The organism is Nonomuraea guangzhouensis (assembly GCF_019396345.1).
Taxonomy (GTDB): Bacteria; Actinomycetota; Actinomycetes; order Streptosporangiales; family Streptosporangiaceae; genus Nonomuraea; species Nonomuraea guangzhouensis.
The window spans coordinates 75,781-93,461 of the sequence record NZ_JAHKRM010000035.1 but is presented as its reverse complement, the minus strand read 5'-3'; the positions used below and the strand labels follow the sequence as shown (position 1 = coordinate 93,461).

General features: G+C 70.7%; 15 protein-coding genes. 3 read left to right on the top strand and 12 right to left on the bottom strand.

From position 1 onward, the window contains the following. Positions 1-9: 9 nt before the first annotated feature. The 11 genes from KME78_RS50585 to KME78_RS50535 are packed head-to-tail and all read right to left on the bottom strand — an operon-like array spanning position 10 to position 12,198. On the bottom strand, positions 10-1,329 hold the full coding sequence (locus KME78_RS50585) for an MFS transporter (RefSeq protein WP_219537174.1): 1,320 nt from the start codon (positions 1,327-1,329) through the stop codon (positions 10-12). Beyond that, complete coding sequence (paaI, locus tag KME78_RS50580; RefSeq protein WP_308127434.1) at positions 1,329-1,730, bottom strand: hydroxyphenylacetyl-CoA thioesterase PaaI; 402 nt, start codon at positions 1,728-1,730, stop codon at positions 1,329-1,331. The genes KME78_RS50585 and paaI overlap by 1 nt, the downstream gene beginning before the upstream one ends. Beyond that, positions 1,727-2,575, bottom strand: a complete 849-nt coding sequence (locus tag KME78_RS50575) for an SDR family NAD(P)-dependent oxidoreductase (RefSeq protein WP_219537173.1) — start codon at positions 2,573-2,575, stop codon at positions 1,727-1,729. The genes paaI and KME78_RS50575 overlap by 4 nt, the downstream gene beginning before the upstream one ends. Continuing rightward, complete coding sequence (locus KME78_RS50570; protein WP_219537172.1) at positions 2,572-3,825, bottom strand: MFS transporter; 1,254 nt, start codon at positions 3,823-3,825, stop codon at positions 2,572-2,574. Before KME78_RS50570 ends, KME78_RS50575 begins: the two co-directional genes overlap by 4 nt. Continuing rightward, the gene (locus tag KME78_RS50565; protein WP_219537171.1) at positions 3,822-5,051 is read right to left on the bottom strand and encodes an AMP-binding protein; all 1,230 of its coding nucleotides are present in this window, start codon (positions 5,049-5,051) and stop codon (positions 3,822-3,824) included. The genes KME78_RS50570 and KME78_RS50565 overlap by 4 nt, the downstream gene beginning before the upstream one ends. Beyond that, positions 5,048-6,040 (bottom strand): ATP-grasp domain-containing protein, encoded by a 993-nt coding sequence (locus KME78_RS50560; protein ID WP_219537170.1) that lies wholly within the window; start codon positions 6,038-6,040, stop codon positions 5,048-5,050. The genes KME78_RS50565 and KME78_RS50560 overlap by 4 nt, the downstream gene beginning before the upstream one ends. Next, a complete protein-coding gene (locus KME78_RS50555; protein WP_219537169.1) occupies positions 6,037-7,404 on the bottom strand; it encodes a KamA family radical SAM protein in 1,368 nt (455 codons plus the stop codon). The genes KME78_RS50560 and KME78_RS50555 overlap by 4 nt, the downstream gene beginning before the upstream one ends. Continuing rightward, the gene (locus KME78_RS50550) at positions 7,401-9,104 is read right to left on the bottom strand and encodes a class I adenylate-forming enzyme family protein (protein WP_219537168.1); all 1,704 of its coding nucleotides are present in this window, start codon (positions 9,102-9,104) and stop codon (positions 7,401-7,403) included. The genes KME78_RS50555 and KME78_RS50550 overlap by 4 nt, the downstream gene beginning before the upstream one ends. Then, positions 9,097-10,437, bottom strand: coding sequence for a flavin monoamine oxidase family protein (locus KME78_RS50545; RefSeq protein ID WP_219537167.1), 1,341 nt, complete (start codon positions 10,435-10,437; stop codon positions 9,097-9,099). Before KME78_RS50545 ends, KME78_RS50550 begins: the two co-directional genes overlap by 8 nt. Next, the gene (locus KME78_RS50540) at positions 10,434-10,652 is read right to left on the bottom strand and encodes an acyl carrier protein (RefSeq protein WP_219537166.1); all 219 of its coding nucleotides are present in this window, start codon (positions 10,650-10,652) and stop codon (positions 10,434-10,436) included. The genes KME78_RS50545 and KME78_RS50540 overlap by 4 nt, the downstream gene beginning before the upstream one ends. A gap of 13 nt (positions 10,653-10,665) precedes the next feature. Beyond that, positions 10,666-12,198, bottom strand: coding sequence for an amino acid adenylation domain-containing protein (locus KME78_RS50535; RefSeq protein WP_219537165.1), 1,533 nt, complete (start codon positions 12,196-12,198; stop codon positions 10,666-10,668). A gap of 202 nt (positions 12,199-12,400) precedes the next feature. Between KME78_RS50535 and KME78_RS50530 the strand changes: the two genes are divergently transcribed. From KME78_RS50530 to KME78_RS50520, 3 genes are all read left to right on the top strand, one after another. Beyond that, positions 12,401-14,725, top strand: a complete 2,325-nt coding sequence (locus KME78_RS50530) for an AfsR/SARP family transcriptional regulator (RefSeq protein WP_219537164.1) — start codon at positions 12,401-12,403, stop codon at positions 14,723-14,725. 49 nt (positions 14,726-14,774) lie between these two features. Continuing rightward, the gene (locus KME78_RS50525; protein ID WP_219537163.1) at positions 14,775-15,782 is read left to right on the top strand and encodes a hypothetical protein; all 1,008 of its coding nucleotides are present in this window, start codon (positions 14,775-14,777) and stop codon (positions 15,780-15,782) included. A 112-nt stretch (positions 15,783-15,894) separates the two neighbouring features. Beyond that, on the top strand, positions 15,895-16,572 hold the full coding sequence (locus tag KME78_RS50520) for a hypothetical protein (protein ID WP_219537162.1): 678 nt from the start codon (positions 15,895-15,897) through the stop codon (positions 16,570-16,572). Between the two features lie 112 nt (positions 16,573-16,684). Here KME78_RS50520 and KME78_RS50515 read toward each other — a convergent pair whose 3' ends face one another. Next, entirely contained in the window at positions 16,685-17,584 is a 900-nt protein-coding gene (locus KME78_RS50515; RefSeq protein ID WP_219537161.1) for an NmrA/HSCARG family protein, read from the bottom strand. Positions 17,585-17,681: the final 97 nt, after the last annotated feature.

Here is a 17,681-nt window from a genome sequence, read left to right as displayed (position 1 = left end):
GTGTCGCTCCTAGATTCGGCTGTGGGCCAGATTGGGCACCCGGGCCAGCACCCGGCGGCGGTAGAACCACCAGTTGGTCGCCAGGAACACGGCGTAGCCGCCGATGAACACGTACAACGCCAGGTCGATGGACCCGGTCTGCCCGAGTGACATGGCGAAACCGCGCGGGATGAGGAACCCGCCGAACGCGCCGATCGACGAGGCGATGCCGATGGCCGCCGCGGCCTCCCGCCGGGCGCGCAGTCGCGCGTCGGGCGCGCCGTGCTCCGCCTGGGCGGTGAAGATCGCCGGAATCATCCGGTACGTGGACCCGTTGCCGATCCCCGAGGCGGTGAACAGCAGCATGAACGCGCCCAGGAAGAGCGGGAACCCGTGCTGCCTGAGCCCGGCGAGCGCGCCGATGACGCCCACCGCCATGGCCATGAAGGACCACGCGGTGACCCTGGCCCCGCCGTACCTGTCGGCCAGCCACCCGCCGACCGGCCGCGACAGCGAGCCGACCAGGGGACCGAGGAAGGCGAAGTACGGCGACGCGGAGTCGGCGAACGTCGCCTTGACGACCAGCGGGAACGCCGCCGAGTAGCCGATGAAGGAGCCGAAGGTGCCGATGTAGAGGAAGGACATGACCCAGGTGTGCGTGCGCAGGAACGCCTTCCCCTGGGTGCCGAAGTCGGTCTTCGCCACGGCCAGGTTGTCCATGAAGAAGTACGCGCACAACGCGGCGGCCGCGATCGGCACCACCCACACCAGCCCGGCATACACCAGTCCGGCCGTCGCCACGAGCGGGATCAGCAACTGCACGACGGCCACCCCGAGGTTGCCGCCGGCCGCGTTCACGCCCAGCGCGAACCCCTTGCGCCGCTCGGGGTAGAAGTAGGAGACGTTGGCCATGGAGGAGGCGAAGTTCCCGCCGCCGAACCCGGCCGCCGCGGCGGCGACCAGGAACATCCAGTACGGGTGCGCCGTGTCCGTGACCAGCCAGGCGAGCAGCCCCACCGGCAGCAGGAGCAGCAGCGCGCTGGCCACGTTCCAGTTGCGGCCGCCGAAGGCCGAGACCGCGAACGTGTACGGCAGCCGCAGCGTGGACCCGACCAGGTTCGGCACCGCCACCAGCCAGAAGAGCTGGTCGACGGTGAAGGCGAACCCCGCCTTGGGGAGCAGGACGACGATCGCGCTCCAGAGCAGCCAGATCGCGAAGCCGAGATGCTCCACGAAGATGGAGAAGACCAGGTTCCTGGTGGCGACGCGGCGCCCGGTGGCCGCCCAGAAGCCGGGGTCCTCCGGCTCCCAGTGATCGATCCAGCGCCCGGTCCGCCGCTTCTCGCTCATCAGTGCTTCCCTTCGCTGTCGGGCCGGCCGGAGACCATCACGCTCTGGCCGCGGAACTCCGCGACGATCTCGCCCGCCGGGCGGCGTACGGTCACGTCGTAGACACCGTTCCTGCCGTACCTGACGCGCTCCGTGGCCTCGGCCACCAGCTCGTCGCCGGCCGCGGCCGGGCGCAGGAACGTCACCTGCGCGCTGTGCGCCAGCGTGACGCGGCCGTAGGTGTTGCAGGCGTACGCGAACGCGGCGTCGGCCAGCAGGAACAGGTAGCCGCCGTGGGCGATGCCGTGGCCGTTCACCATCTCCTCGGTGATCCGCATCCGCAGCCGCGCCCGGCCGGTGGCCACCTCCTCCAGCGCGATGCCGAGCGAGCGGCAGGCCGGGTCCTCGGTGTTCATGGTCATACCGCGGCTCCGATCCAGGTCCTGGCCAGGGCCTGCACGGCCGAGCCGTCCGGGTCGGCGAGCTTGCCCGCCAGGTACTCGGTCACCCAGGCGCTGGTGGGGACGCGGAACGGCGGCTCGTCCTCGCTCAGCGCGCGCACCACCACCTCGGCCACCTCCCACTTGGACTGGCCGGCGCCCTCCCAGCCCGCGCCGCCCACCCAGTCGAGGTAGCCGTCGAACGTCCCCGCGTACGGCCCCGAGGCCGCCCGGATGGTCTTCCGATTGATGTCCGGAAAAATGCCGAACTCGGTGTCCGGGACGAAGCCGGGCACGACCACGCTGACCCGCACCCCGTGCGCGGCCGCGACCGGCGCCAGGCTCTCCATGAACCCCTCGACGGCGGCCTTCGCCGCCGCGTACGCCTCGTTGAACGGCTGGCCGACGACGCCGTGCACGCTGCCGATGGTCAGCAGGCGGCCACCGGCGGCGCGCAGCAGCGGCATCGCGACCCGGCTCACTGCTACGACACCGAAGAAGTTCACCTCCAGGTTGGCCCGCAGGGCCTCCATGGTGGACATCTCCATCGTCGGGTCGAAGTTGGACACCCCGGCGTTGTTGACCAGCGCGTCCAGCCGCCCGTACGCCTCCCGCACGTCCTGGAGGCACGAGGCGATGGACGCGCCGTCGGTGACGTCGAGGCGGCGGACATCCAGCGTGACCCCGGCGCGGTCAGCCGCCTCGCGCAGCGCGCCGTCCTTGCCCGGGTCGCGCATCGTCGCCACCACGGTGCACCCGGCCTGGGCTGCGGTGACCGCGGTCGCCAGGCCGATGCCGGACGACGTACCGGTGATCAGCACGATCATGCCGGGCTCCCCTCGAACTGCTTGGCGCGGTCCAGCAGCCGCTGGATCCCCACCGCGGGCAGGAACGAGAACGCGGCCAGCAGCGTGCCGCCGACCATGACCGCCCTGGCCGCGTCGAGCACGCCCAGGCTGCCGGTCAGCAGGGTGACCGCCGACCCTCCGGCGAGTGCGGCCAGCGGGATCACTCCCCACGTCGCGGTACGGAACGCCGCGTGCATCACGCCCTGGTTCTCGGCCGTCATCCGCGACTGGCGGATCGGGGCGCTGCAGACGTTGATGCACGACATGAAGAAGCCGTAGCAGCCGAACGTCACGCCGATCACGGGTGCGGCGGGCAGCGCGGGCGCGGCGAGGATGCCCAGCCCGACCAGGCAGTGCAGCAGCAGCCCCCAGGCCATGGTCCGGCCGAGGCCCAGCCGGTCGCTGATCTTGGGCGCGGCGAGCGCGCCGAGCACCGCGCCGCCCGCCCCCGCCGACATCGCCGCCCCGAACACGCCCACCGAGATGCCCAGCCCCTGGTACGCCAGCACCGGCAGCACCGTGACGAAGATCGGGCCGCCCGAGTTCAGGGTCACGGCGGCGATGACCACCCGGCGCAGCACCGGATCGGCCCAGTTCAGCCGGAACCCCAGCACCAGCCGCGACCACACCGAGCCCTGCTGGACGGCCTTGGTCCCCCAGGGCCGCATGGCGCGGAAGCACGCCGCAGAGACCAGATAGCTGGCCGCGTCGACGAGCAGCGCGGCCACCCCGAACACGTGGTAGAGACCCGCGGCGATCGACGGCCCGGCCACCTCGGACACCGTGCTGCTGCCCTCAAGGCGCGAGTACGCCCGCACCAGCTTGTCCTCCGGCACCGTGGTGGGCACGGCGACGAGGTAGCCGACGTTGAAGAAGATCGTCGCCCCGCTGATCAGCGCCACGCAGACGAACAGCACCGGCGTCGACAGCACGCCGAACCAGTACGTCACGGGCACGGCCGTCACCGCCACCAGCCGCACGACGTCGCACATCAGCATGGTCAGGCGCTTGTCCCACCGGTCGACCAGCACCCCGGCGACCGGCCCCAGCAGCGGGATGCCGAGGTACTGGGCCATGGCCACGATCCCCACCTCAAGCGCGGAGGCGTGCAGCACGAAGATCATCAGGGTCGGGACCACGAACACCGTGACCCGGTCGCCGACGAGACTCACCGTCTGGCCGCCCCAGTACAGGTTGAACTGCCTGCCCAGGGATCCCGGGAATCTCACGGCTCCTCCCGTACGACGAAGCCGGAGGTCTTGCCGGTGCGCTCGTTGCTGATCAGCGCGTCCACGACCTTGACCTGGAACGCGTGCGGGTCGTGCTGGAAGGCCGTGCTGATCGTGAACGTCGCGGCCATGAGCTCCCCGCGCAGCCGTTCGGACAGGTCCGGCGGCGCGTCCCGGTCGGTCAGCAGCAGCACGTCCACCGCGGACACCCGGCCCCGCTGCTCGGTGATGAGGATCTGCGCCCGGGTGACGCCCGGCTCGCGCTCCGCCTGGGCGACGATGTCGTCCACGTGCAGCCCCAGGCCGCGTACCTGCACCACCGAGTCCCGGCGGCCCAGTACCCGCAGCGCCCTGTCCTCCCGGCCGCACGCGCACGTCACGAACCGGCCGGCGTCGCCGGTCCGGTAGCGCAGCACCGGGTTGAGCATGTCCGGGTCGAGTGTGGTGAAGTCCAGCAGCTCGTCGGCGTCCGCGTGGACGAGTTGCGCGGGGAGCGGGTGGAAGACGTCCGCCGGGCACTCCGGGGTGTTGGTGCCGACGACCCAGGTCTCCGTGCTGCCGAACATGCCCCAGCGGCGCGCGTCCGGCGCCACCACGGCCATGTCCTCGTCGAGCTGGGGGTGCCACGCCTCCCCGAGCCAGAGCACCTTGCGCAGCGCGGGCAGGCGCACGCCGGTGGCCCGCGCGTGCGCGAACCACAGCCGCAGCACGCTGGGGGTGCCGCCGAACGCGGTCACGCCCTGGGTGACGAGGAACGACAGCCAGTCGCCGTACTCCTCCTTCGTCACCGAACCCAGCGCGATGACCCGGCAGCCGGACAGGTCGGCGAAGGCGGCGGCCAGGAAGTGGGCGCCCCACATGCGGCCGGCGCCCCAGCCGTTGACGAAGACGTCGTCGGGCTCCAGGGGCCGCCACTGCTCGTACACGCCGGCCATGTAGAACCCGGTGGGGGCGTAGCCGACCTTGGGCGCGCCGGTGCTGCCGCCGCTCTGGAAGAGCCAGGTGGCGCCCCGCTCGGCCTTGGGCGTCAGGTGCGCCAGCGCCACGTTCAGGTCGTCCTTCACCAGCGGGGGAAGCGCGGCGAGGTCCTCCAGCGTGAGCACCTTCTCGCAGCCGGCGTAGCGCGGCGCGAGCGCGGGCACGCTCCTGAGCCGCTCCAGGGCTCGCCGCGGGACGCGTAGGTGCGGCTCGGCCGCCTCGGGCGACAGCGAGAACGATTCGTTCATTTCATCACCGGACTTTCGGTCAGCCAGCGGGTGTGGGCGTCGCGGTAAGCGGTCCAGCGGGCCCGGGTGACGTCGCGCTGGAGGGTGCGGTGCGGGTCGCCGTAGTCCGGCGCGATCACACCGTCGGGTTCGAGCTCGGAGAACCAGTACCGCTCGCCGTCGAACAGGAAGTCGACGCAGAAGAAGGGAATGGGCAGCTTCTCGTAGAAGTACGCCGTCGCCTCGACCAGCTCGGGCGGGACGGGCGGGAACTCCATCGCGCCGCCCCGGCTGGCGTTGGCCACCGGCGAGCCGGGCTCGGGGATCCGCTTCATCACGGCGTACGGCTCGCCGTCGACGACGTAGACCCGGTAGTCGACCGTGCCGTCGCCCAGGTAGGGCTGGATCACGAGCGTGGTGTCGCCGCCCTGCGCGAGGCTGGCCAGACCACGGATCTCCTCGGCGTCGCGGGCCAGGTTCACCCCGCCGCCGCCGCACCAGCCGGACGGCTTGACGATGGCCGGGTAGGTCAGGTTCTCCAGCGCCACCTCGTACAGGTGCTTGCTGGTGTCCCGGCCGGTGCCGATGCGGAGCGTGGGCACCGACGGGATCGGCGAATCGTGCAGGTAGAGGACCGTGGCCAGCTTGTCGTTGGCGATGGGCGACAGGCCCGGCGGGAACGACAGGTAGAAGCCGGCCTGCTCCAGCACGGCGTACAGGGCGTACTGGTTGAACACGTCCATGGACTGGTAGGGCAGCGAGTACAGCGCGGTGATGAAGAGCGTGTCCTCCGGGGTGACGGGTTCGTCGTCCACGTAGACGCGCGGCTTGCCGGGCTCCAGGCCGTCGACCGTCACCGCGTCGGGCGAATGCCGGCTCCAGCGGAGGCCGAGCTCCGCGGCCACCTCGGCGTAGAGGTCCCAGAAGAAGGGGTGCCACATCGCGGTGCCCCGGGTGGACTCGCGATCGGGGAAGATCCAGCACATGCGGCGCAGCGTGCTCTGGGTCATGGTCGTCCCTCTCCGTCGGCCCACCAGCGGCGGCCCGGCTCGGGCAAGGTGTCGATCGGGTCGTAGAAGGGGAAGCGGCGGTCCTGGTCGGCCGGCTGGAGTCCGATCCCGTGGTTCTGGCTCCAGTAGGAGATGCCGCGTTCCCGGTCGTACTCCGCCACCTGGTGCACCCAGCGCTTGCCGACGTAGGGCACGTCGCACACGAGCCGCGGCGTCGCGTAGCCGGGGAGGTAGCCCATGATGGCTTCCTGCAGCCGCTGCGCCTGGTGGACCGGGATCCGCCAGTGCTCCGCGTTGGGGATCAGGTCGCAGAGGTAGAAGTAGTAGGGCAGGATCCCGGCCTCGCCCTGGAGCGCGAAACAGAGGTCCAGGAGGTCGCCCGGGGTCGTGTTCACGCCGCGCAGGAGCACGCCCTGGTTGCGCACGTCCCGTACGCCCGCGTCCAGCATGGCCCGGGCCGCCTCGGCGACCAGCGGCGTCACCGATCGCACGTGGTTGGCGTGGGTGTGTATGGCCAGGTTCACCCCACGGGCGCGGGCGACGGCGGCCACCCGGCCCATCCCCTCGACCACGCCGGGCTGGAGCCAGTGCTGCGGCAGTCCGATCAGCGCCTTGGTGGCCAGGCGGATGTCGCGTACGGACTCCAGTTCGAGCAGCCGCAGCAGGAACGTCTCCAGCCGCGGCCACGGCAGGTTGGCCACGTCGCCGCCGGAGACCACCACGTCGCGTACGCCGGGCGTGCGCTTGAGGTAGTCCAGCATCAGCTCCTGCCGGTCCACGGGTTTGAGCGCGAGCCGGGCCTTGACGACCTGCGGGGTCGAGGTGCCGACCAGGTCCATCCGGGTGCAGTGGCCGCAGTACTGCGGGCAGGTGGACAGCAGTTCGGCCAGCACCTTGGTCGGATAGCGGTGGGTCAGCCCCTCCACCACCCACATCTCGGCCTCGTGCAGCGAGTCGCGGCGCGCGCGTGGATGGCTGGGCCAGACCGGATGCCGGTCGGAGCCGACCGGCAGCAGGTAGCGGCGGACCGGGTCCGCCAGGAACGCCCGTGTGAAGGCGGCCGGGTCGCTCGCGGCGTCCGGCGCCATCACGTTGAGCAACTGGGGCGTGATCAGCATGGACATGGTCGCGAACCGGGCCCGGTCGGCCGCCAGGTCGGCGTAGAAGGACTCCTGGAGCAGGTCGCCGACCACCGCGCGTAACTGCCCGGCGTGCTGCACGCAGTGGGCGCGCTGCCATTGGGCATCGCGCCACTGCGCGTCGGTGACGCCGCGCCAGCCCGGCAGCCGTCGCCAGTCCGGCTCGACGAGCGGACGGCGCACATAGGTGTACGGGTGGCGGGCGGCGTTCATCTGATGGTTCATCCGGTGAACAGCACCGAGTGGCGAGTGCGGAGCTCGCGCTTGAGCACCTTGCCCGTGGGGCCAAGCGGATAGTCCTCGTCGGTCCGCGCGATGACGACCGCGGCGAGTGTGGCCAGACCGGCGTCGGCGAGGGCCTTGTTCGCCTTCTCCCGCACCTCGTCGGCCGTGACGTCGACGGCGTCGGCCTGCGGCCGCACCACGGCGATCGGCCGCTGCCCCTCCCCTGCCCCGCCGGGCACGCCGACGACCGAGCAGTCCTGGACGAGGTCGGCGCAGTCGGCGATGAGGATCTCCTCGATGGGCAGGCTGTAGACCGGCCCGGTCGCGGTGTCGATGACGTCCACGGTGCGGTCGAGGTGGTAGAAGTTGCCCTCGCTGTCCCTGCGTGCCACGTCGCCGGTCAGCCAGAAGCCGTTGAGCTCGAAGCTGCGGGTCAGCCGCGAGTCGTTCCAGTAGCCCGGCGTGCGCGAGGGAGTGATCACGCCCAGCAGGCCGACGGTCCCGTCGGGCAACTCCGCACCGTTCTCGTCCAGCACCGCGGCCTTGATCACCGCGTCCTGCGCCTTGCCCACGCACCGGTCGTCGCGCGGCGTCTCCGGCGCGGTCACCTGGCCGAACAGCGCCATTCCCATCTCCGAGGAGCCGAGCCCGTCGACGAACTGGGAGCCGGGCAGCGGTTCGCCGGCGGCGGCGCCCTCCGGGAGCAGCCACGACTTGATCAGCCCGGCGGGCCGCTCGCCGAGCTGGACCAGCCGCCTGATGTGCCCGTAGTGGGCGCTGTCTCCGGTGTTGAACCAGGAGTGGACCTTCGCCGCGCCCTTGATCGGGAGCTCGCCGGTGGCCAGCTCCACGAACGTCCTCGGGAACGAGGCCACCATGGTCGGCTGGAACGCCTCCATCACCGGCTCCACGACCGTGCGCCGCCAGTCCGCCATGACCACGGTCGGCAGTCCGAGCAGCACCGCCGTGAGGAAGTAGCTGAGCCCGCCGGCGTGGGTGTGCGGCATGAGCGACATCAGCCGGTCGTACGGCTCTGCGGGGAAGCGCACCATCCGCGCCTGCTTGCCGTCCCAGAAGCTGCGGTGCCCGAGGGTCGTCGACTTCGGGGTGCCGGTGGTGCCGGAGGAGTGGATCAACGCCACGATGTCGTCCGGAGCGTGCCGGTAGGGGTACTCTTCCGGCAGCCGGCCGGACTCGGCGTCGTGGGCGCGCACCTCGGCGGCCAGGGCGATGAACCTGGGCCTGGTCTGCGGGGCGTTGCGGTAGGCCAGTAACAGCCTGGTCGTGTCGTCGGCGACGATGCCGACGACGCCCACGTGGTCGAGGTAGCGGACCATGACGTCGGCCCGCATCGCGTCGTTGATCATCGTCGGGATGGCGCCGAGCGCCGTGAGCGCCAGGAAGTGGAGCAGCGGCTCAAGCCCTTCCGCCACCACGATCCCCACGGGCTCTCCGGGCCGCACTCCGTTGGCCCAGTACCACTTGGCGTACCGGTCGCGCAGCGCCGCGAGGTCGACCAGGCTGTGGCCGCGCAGCACCACCCGGCCGCGGTGGTCGTTGTGGTGGCTGTAGACGAACGGGACCGTCCGGTTCGGGTTGGCCGCCAGAGCGTGGTCGAGGAAGTTGCCGGCGCCCAGTTCGGGCTCGGTCATGAATCCCTGCCGTACGGCCAGGGGGGCGATGGACGTGCTGTCAGTCATGGGTGTCCCTCCATCGGTACATCGCGTTGATCTCGGCGGCCACCCGGTGTCCCGATCGGATGGCGCCTTCCATCAGGCCGAAGAACTCCGTGCTCGTCTCGGTGCCGGCCCAGTGCACCCGTTGGTGGGGAACCGCCAGTCGCGGGCCGAGCCGGGACCAGTCCCCCGGCCCGAACAGCGCCGCGTAGCAGCCCCGGCTGTACTCCTCGTGGACCCAGTCGGTGACGTGGCAGCCGATCGGCTCGGGCAGCCCGGGGAACAGCCGCGCGGCCTGGGCGAACGCCTGCTCGCGCTGCTCGGCGGCGGGCAGTGCCGCGTACCTGTGCGCCTCCCTGCCGGTCACGAACCCGGTCAGCACGCCCACCCCGCCGTCCACAGGCGAGTCGTCCACGGTGGACAGCAAGGGGCCCCGCGCGTTGACCGACCAGCCGGACAACCCCCGCTCCCGCCAGTCCGGCGCCGGGTACACCAGGTGGACCTTCACCGCGCAGCCGGGCACCGTGCGCTCCCCTGAGCGGGGCGCCGGCAGGCCTGGCCGGTAGTCGATCGTGTCGGCGAGCGGCGGCGGCACCGCGACGACCGCGGCGCGGGCGCGTACCGATCCGGTCGCGGCGACGACCGTCACGCCGTCGCCGTCCTGATGGATCGCACGCACCGGCTCGCCGAGCCGCACCCGGTCGCCCAGCCCGGCGGCCAGCCGCCCGCACACCTGGTGCGCGCCGCCGTCGATCCTGCTCTCCTGCGCGCCGCCCGCGAAGGCGTTCAGGTAGCGGACGCCACCGCCCGAGCGGAGGTAGAACGCCATGTGCAGGACGGACACGTCCGCCGGGTCCGCGGCCATCATCTCGCCGAGGAACAGCGGGAAGAACAGCCGCGCGTCCGGGTGGCGCAGGTGCTCGCGCGCCCACTCCGCCGCGGTCAGCCGGTCCAGCCGGGCGGCGTGCGCGGACAGCCAGGGGGCGTCGGCGCGTACGCCACGGTCGAGCTCGTCCAGCGCGTCGAACAGCTCACCGAGCGCGACCGCGGACAGCGGCGGGAACCGGCCGGCCCGGGTCCGGCCGCCGCCCCCCAGCGTGAACCGGCTGGCGCCGGTCATGGTGGTCGGGGTGGTCTTCAGGTCCAGCTCGGCCAGCAGGGCGGTCAGCGCGGTGTGCCGGTCTCCCAGGTACGCGGCGCCGGCGTCCACCCAGGCTCCCGGGGCGACCTCGATGCCGTGCGTACGGCCGCCGACCCGTTCGCGTGCCTCAAGGACGGTGACCTCGACGCCGCGGGCCACGAGGTCGGCGGCGGCGGTGAGCCCGGCCAGGCCGGCGCCCACGACGACGACGCTCATGCCTGGCTCGCTATCTTCTTGACCAGGGCGCTCGGCGTCGGCGCGTCGAGGAAGTCGTCGAAATCCAGTTCAACGCCGCTGGTACGGGCGATTGCGCTCAGGACGCGGGTGGCGAGCAGCGAATCCCCGCCCATTACGAAAAAGTCTGAGTCCGCGCTGACTTCCGGGTTTTCCAGGACCCGCCGAAATACATCCGAGACGGCATTGACATTCACGGAATGGTCTCCCTCAAACGGTGGCGGACGCGTATCTCCGATGCGAACCGGCCCGGTCGACTTTTCCGCTCGCCGTGTAGACGAGTTCGGGCACGACGGTGATCCGGCTGGGCACCAGATGGCACGGGACGCGGTCCCGCAGGTAGTCGCGGACGTCGGTGGCCAGTGTCGGGTCGTCGGCGGCGGGCGGGCCGGGGACGATGTAGGCCGCGAGCGTCGTGTGGTCGGCGACGGTGACGCCCGCCACGGCCACGGCGCCCACCCTCGGGTGACCGGAGATCTGCGCCTCGACCTCGCCCGGATCGACCCGGATGCCGCGGATCTTGAGCTCGTGGTCGAGCCGGCCTTCGTACGCGAGCACGCCGTCGACCGCCTGGCTGACCCGGTCGCCGGTGCGGAAGTACCGCTCGCCGCCGAGCTCGACGAACCGCTCCGCCGTCGCCTCCGGCAGGCCCCGGTAGCCCAGCGCCAGGGACGGCCCGCCGACCAGCAGCTCGCCTTCCTCGCCGAGGTGCTGCCGGACGTGCGGCAGGGGGCGCCCGATCGGCACCCGCTCCCCCACTCCCCCGGCCGCCAGCGGGCCGTGCAGGTCTATGGCGTGGGTGATGAGCGTGGTCTCCGTACACCCGTAGGTGTTGACCAGGCGGATCCCGTCGCTGCCGAGCGCGCGCCAGTCGGCCAGCCGCGCCGGGCTCACGGCCTCCCCGCCGATGACGACCAGCCGGACGCACGCCGGCAGCGTGGCCCGCTCGTCCACCAGGTGGCGCACCAGCTCGTGCCAGAACGCCGACGGTAGGTCCAGCACGGTGATCCGCTCGGCGCCGATCATGCGCAGCACGCGGTGGAACGATCCCGAATGGGCGTGGTCGTGGAAGACCAGCGTCGCGCCCGTGGTGAGCGTGGGCAGGATCTCCTCGAAGCAGGTGTCCCAGTTCAGCGACGCGAACTGGAGGACACGGTCGGCGGGGGTGAGGTCGAACAGGTCTCGCAGCGCGCGGGTCGCGGTGGTGATGGCCCGCCTCGGGGTCACCACGGGCTTGGGCGCGCCGGTGGAACCGGACGTGAACAGGATGTAGGCCGGATCGTCCCCGGCGACGACCGCGTCCGTCTCCGGTGTGTCGGCGGCTTCGTCAAGGTTGGGGAGGTTCGGGAGATCGACCAGGCGCACGCCCGGCTCGGCGGGCTGAGTGGACTCTGCGGACTTCCCGGGCCTTGCGGTCGCGGCGGGCTCGGTCGCGATCACTGTCGTGCAGCCGCTCGCCGCCATCAGCGCCCGTCGCCTCGGCCACGGGTGCGCCGGATTGATGGGCACGTACGTTCCGCCTGCCGCCAGCGTGCCGAGCAGGCCGGCCACCGTCGCCGGCGACCGTGACGCCATCACCCCGACCACCCCGGGACGCGGTCCCAGCCGCCGGGCGATCGTGCGCGTCCACGCGTGGAGTTCGGTGTACGTAATGGTCCGGCCGTTGTGCGTGATCGCCGGCCGGTCTGGATAACGACTGACCGCGTCGGCGAAGTCCTTCATCAGGTCGTGCGGATAAGACAAGGTTGCCTCTTTCCGAGATGCTCCGGCGAGCACCGCGTACTTTCATCCCATGGTCATTCGAGTGCGAATGAACCCCCGAGAACGCGTTCAGAGTTCCGCACTGCACTGCACGGGGGCTTGATTTCGTCAGGATTTCTACTGGACTGCGTCTCGTGTCTTTCGTATGGCGGTGTGTAACCACGAGTGCCAGACCGGGAGCGATATGCCAGACGGATTAGAATTGCCGGCCCTCGACCACGTACTGAAGATCGGGCTGCTCGGAGCGGTGCGGGCGTGGCGTGAACACCAGGAGATCCCCCTTGGACCGCCGCGGCAGCGGGCGGTGCTGGCGCTGCTGGCGCTGGAGGCGGGCCGGGCCGTGTCGATGGAACGGTTGATCGAGGGGCTGTGGGGCGAGCGGGCCCCGGCGGGCGCGCGGGGCATGGTGCAGGGGTACGTCTCGCGATTACGGCCCGCCCTGGCCAGGGCCGGCGTCACGATCGCGTACTACCCGAGGGGTTACCTGCTCGTGCTCGCCGCCGAGCAGGTGGACGTACACGAGTTCAGGATCGCGGTCGCCAGGGCGCGGACCATGGAGAGCGACGAGGCGCAGGCCGCCGGGCTGAGACGGGCCCTGGCGTTGTGGCGGGGCGAGCCGCTGACGGGCGTGTCCGGCGGCGGGCTGCTGGATCGGCTGCGCGACGCCCTCGGCGAGGAACGGCTGGCGATCACCGAGGAATGCCTGAACGTCGAGACGCGGGCGGGCCGGCACGCCGGCCTGGTCCCCGAGCTGACCGGCCTCGTCGCCGAGCATCCCTTCCGGGAGGGCCTGGTCGGGCTGCTCATGCTGGCGTTATGCCGGGCGGGCCGCCGGGTGGACGCGCTGGAGCAGTACGAACGCACCCGACGCCGCCTCATCGACGAGCTGGGCCTGGACCCCGGCCCCGAACTCCTGCACCTTCGCCAGCGGATCCTCCGGGGGAACGTCTTCACCGTCAGGTCACCCGGTCTCTCCGCCCCGGCCGAGACGGAGGCGGAGGTTTTCGCGGAGGTGTCGGCGGTGCCGGCGCAACTGCCGCCGAAGCCGGGGCAGTTCACCGGCCGGTCGGCCGAGCTCGGTCTGCTGGACTCGGTCGCGACCGGCGGCGACACGGTGGGGCTCGCCATGATCACGGGCGCGGGCGGGGTCGGGAAGACGGCGCTGGCCCTCCATTGGGGGCACCGGATCCGCTCCCGGTTCCCGGACGGCCAGCTCTACGTCAACCTGCACGGCCACTCGCCGGAGCGGCCACTGCGCCCGATCGAGGCGCTCGGGCAGTTCCTGCGTGGCCTCGGGGTGCCCGCGGAGCGCGTGCCGGTCGCGGAGGAGGAGGCCAGCGCCGTCTACCGCAGCCTGCTCGCCGACCGGCGGATCCTGGTGATCCTGGACGACGCCGGCAGCGAGGAGCAGATCCGTCCGCTCCTGCCGGGCGGCCGGCGCTGCGCCGCCGTGATCACCAGCAGGGACCGCCTGGCCGGCCTCGTCGCCCGGGACGGCGCGGTCCCCGTTCCCCTCGGCATGCTGGCCCCGGACGAGGCGGGCACCCTGTTCGGCCGGCTCCTCGGCGTCGAGCGCCTGGCGGCCGAACGGGACGCCGCCCGCGAACTGGCCAGGGCCTGCGGCTACCTCCCGCTGGCGCTGCGCATCGCGGCGGCCGGCATCCTCGGCCGCCCCGGCGCCGGCATCGCCGGCCAGGTCCGCCGGCTCACCATGACCCGGCTGTCCTCGCTGGCGCTGGGCGAAGATCCGTACGCGGCGGTACGAGGTGCGTTCGACCTGTCCTATCACCGCCTGGACCCGCCGTCACGGCGGCTGTTCCGGCTGCTCGGCCTCATCCCCGGGCCCACGTTCACCGCCGAGGCCGCCGCCGCGCTCTCCAGTGCGCCCCTGGCCGAGACCGATCACCTGTTGTGCCGGCTCGCCGCCGCGCACCTCATCGAGGAGGGCGAGCCGGGCCGCTACACCTTCCACAACCTGATGCGGGAGTACGCCCGCGAGCGCGCCCGGGCCGAGGAGAGCGAACCCGACCGTACCCGCGCGCTGGACGCGCTGATGGACTGGTACCTGCGCGTTCTGCGAGAGGCCGGGAACCTCGCCTACCCGCTCACGCTGCGCACATCCGCATCCACCCCGATACCCGTACTCGCGCCCACCTCCGCGACCGCCGATGGCGACCGCGACCGCCCGCCCGGCTTCATGGACAGGCCCACCGCGCTGGCCTGGCTGAACGCCGAACGCGCCAACCTCATCGCGGCGGTGAAGAGCGCCACCCAGCGGCCGCACGGCTGGCGGCTCATGGACGCGATGAACGGCTTCCCCGAGCTGACCGGAGGGCCGCCGGACTGGCCGGGCGTTCTGCTGGACGCGCCGCCCAATGATCCGCGCCGTGCTGCAACAGACTCGGAGAGCCTGCGAATAGAAGAGGTATTTGAGAACGCAGGGCGTGGTGTGACTGCCGCGCATAATGCGAGCACCACTCCATGTCTGACTGATGACGCTTTCGGGTAGAAGTTCTCCAGAGAGGTCGGGGTCTCGTGATCTTCCCAAAGGTGGCGCCATGGGGCGGTGGCTCATTCGGGCGAAGGAACAGGCCGACACCGCGCTCGCGCTTGCTTTGGCAGTTGTTTTCAGTGTTCTCGGAGTGCTGGAAACCGTCTCGATCGACGTGGTGAGCAATGCGATTCTGGTGACGCTGGCCGTGCTGGCCTTCTCGCTGCTCAGGGATCGCTGGCGCAAACAGGACACGGGCGAATCGGTGCTGCGCAGATTCTCCCACCTCGTCAACGAGCTCGACGCGACGCTCGGCAAGCACCGGGAGGTGCAGGATCTCACCGGAGAGCTGGCGCCGGTGCGCGGACTTCTCAAGGGACTGGCGGAAGTCGAGGTCCTGGCCGGTCCGGCGATCAGCCGGGCCTTCGCGGACGCCCGCCAGGCCTGCGCGTTCTGGGAATTCAAGGGCGGTACGGGCACCTATCTACGGGCCAAAACCCTGCCCGAGCTCGCCCGGCTGTCGCGAATACGCAGCAGACCCATTCGCGTCCGCATTGAAATCCTTGATCCAGGCGATTTACCGCTGTGCGACGCCTATGCCAGATACCAGCAGCAGATAACTCGCGAATTATGGCCGCAGAACAACGGCGAGGGCACCGGTAAGAATGTTCAGCTGTCCTGCCTCGCCACCATTCTCGCGGCTTTCCAGTACGATCAGAGCTCACTCCTGGACATAGAGTTGTCGCTGTCCTCGGTCTGGTCGAACCAACGCTTCGACCGCTGCGACGACTATCTCCTGATGACCGTCCGCGACAAAGGGTGGCCCGCGTACCGGATCCGGAGCTACACGAAGCTCTACGCGGACTATTTGACGCACCTGTCGATCAGCTTCCGGCAGGGCCGGCCGGTGAGCTTCAGCGCCGCCGCTGACACCATGCTTGCCGAAACACCCACCATGGCGGAAATCAGACAGCTTTTCGACCAGCTCGATCTTCCCCTGGGGTCCCACACAGACCATGACGTGGCGTACATCATCCAGCAGGCGTCAGCCCCGTCGAACCCCTACGGCGACTGACCGTTGGCGTGTCCCCGACCTGCGAACTGCCGCATCCCCTAAGGTAGCCTGCGTCTCGCGATCTTCGGATGCGTGGATGCGCAGCTATCGGTGCGACGTCTTGGGGAGATCCGTGTCCCGTTTGGCTGACAGATTTAACTTCACGGAGCTTGCCGACCTCCTTCAGACGCGCGATCTTCAGCCTCTCGAGAAGGCGTGCGCTGCATTGATCGACGACCTCGCCGAGGATTGTCACGACGTGGAGCCGTTGCTGCATCCTCTCGGCTTCATCTACGCGCCGCTCGCCCGGTGGGGACACGCCACACTTCGCCTGCATCTGTGGCCCCCGGTCGCCCGGCGTCGACGCCTGACGGCCGACGAGGTGTCCCCGATGCACGATCACACGTGGGACCTCATCAGTTACATCGCCTACGGTTCCCTCGACAACATCGAGGTCGGCGTCGTCGAAGTGGCGGAGCCGTCCAGCGCAGATTTCCGAATTTTCAACATCTGTGGCGAGGGCCCCGTCGACCGGGTGACCCGCACCGATGCCCTGGCCAGGATCGCGCACGAGCGCACCACACATCACGTGGCCGGGAGCATCTACACGCAGCCGGCAGAGGTGGTCCACAGGACCGAAGCCGGGGCTGAACCCACGGTCACCCTCGTCCTCGCCTTGCGTACGGGAAGGCAGGTGGAACGCGCACTCGGCGCCCTGGACCTGCCCTCCTACACCAGCCGACGGCAGGCATTCCCCCAGACCTCATTCGGCGAAGCCCTCCGAGACGTGCTGGCCGATCGCCGGAACTGAGTAGATCCGGCGCGCTTCGAGCTCCCAGCGCGGCCGGTAGTGCCGTCGACGACGAGTTCGGCCTGGAAGACCTGTAGGCCTCCAGGGAGTCTTGGCCGGAGACTTCGATCGGTTAGGCCGGCACGGACTCCAGTTGCGCCAGGAGCCGCGGCTTGCCCGATCGCTCCAGCCAGGTGCCGAAGTCCATGAGAGCGGCATGAGCCTTCCGCAAGGGCGCCAGGTCAGTGTCGTAGTAGGTCTCGTTCGCCCAGGTGAAGACCTTCGCGACCTCGGGGTTGTGCTCCCAGAGGACCTCGATCGGAATCTGGGTGTGCGGAACCTGGCGACCGGCCGCCGTGCTCAGCGCGTCGGCGATCTGCGGCGCGGTCAGCCTGTCGCCGGTGATCTCCATGGCCTTGCCCAGGTAGACCTCTGGTTCGGCGAAGGCCAGCGCGGCGAACGCCCCGATGTCATCGATGGCGACGAGCTGCATGACCAGGTCGTCGTGCCAGGGCACGTTGAGCGAGCCGTTCTGGAAGAACCGCGCCGGGCTGGTGAAGTCCTCCATGAACCCGGCGGGCCGCAGGATCGTCGCGGGCACACCCAGACCGCGGAGGTGCTCCTCGATCTGCCACTTGTCGATGGGCCCCCAGCCGTGCTCCACATAGAACCGGTTCTGGCTCTCGACGCCGCCGACCGACGAGTACACCAGGTGCCGCACATCCGCGGCCTTGGCGGCGTCCGCGACGTTCTTGCCCTGGGCGATCTCGTTGTCGTTGGCGGACTGGACGCTGTAGACGCCGTACGCGCCACGGATCGCCGCGTCGAGGGAGGCGCGGTCGTCCAGGTCACCGCGGACGAGCTCGGCACCGGCGGCGGCGAGCGCGGCAGCCGCCGGCGCGCTGTCGTCTCGGACCAGGGCGCGAACGTGCCAGCCGTCGGCGAGCAGGTGCCGGGCGACGGCGCCGCCCTGATTCCCGGTGGCGCCGGTGACGAGGACGGTCTTGCCGTGATTGTCCGTGGGGTTGTTCATGACTCGCTCCTGTCGCAGGTGATGCCGCTGCTTCGACGACGTGACCATATGACGAAATTTGAAAGTTAGTCAACTGCAAGCTGAGAGTTGACCAAAT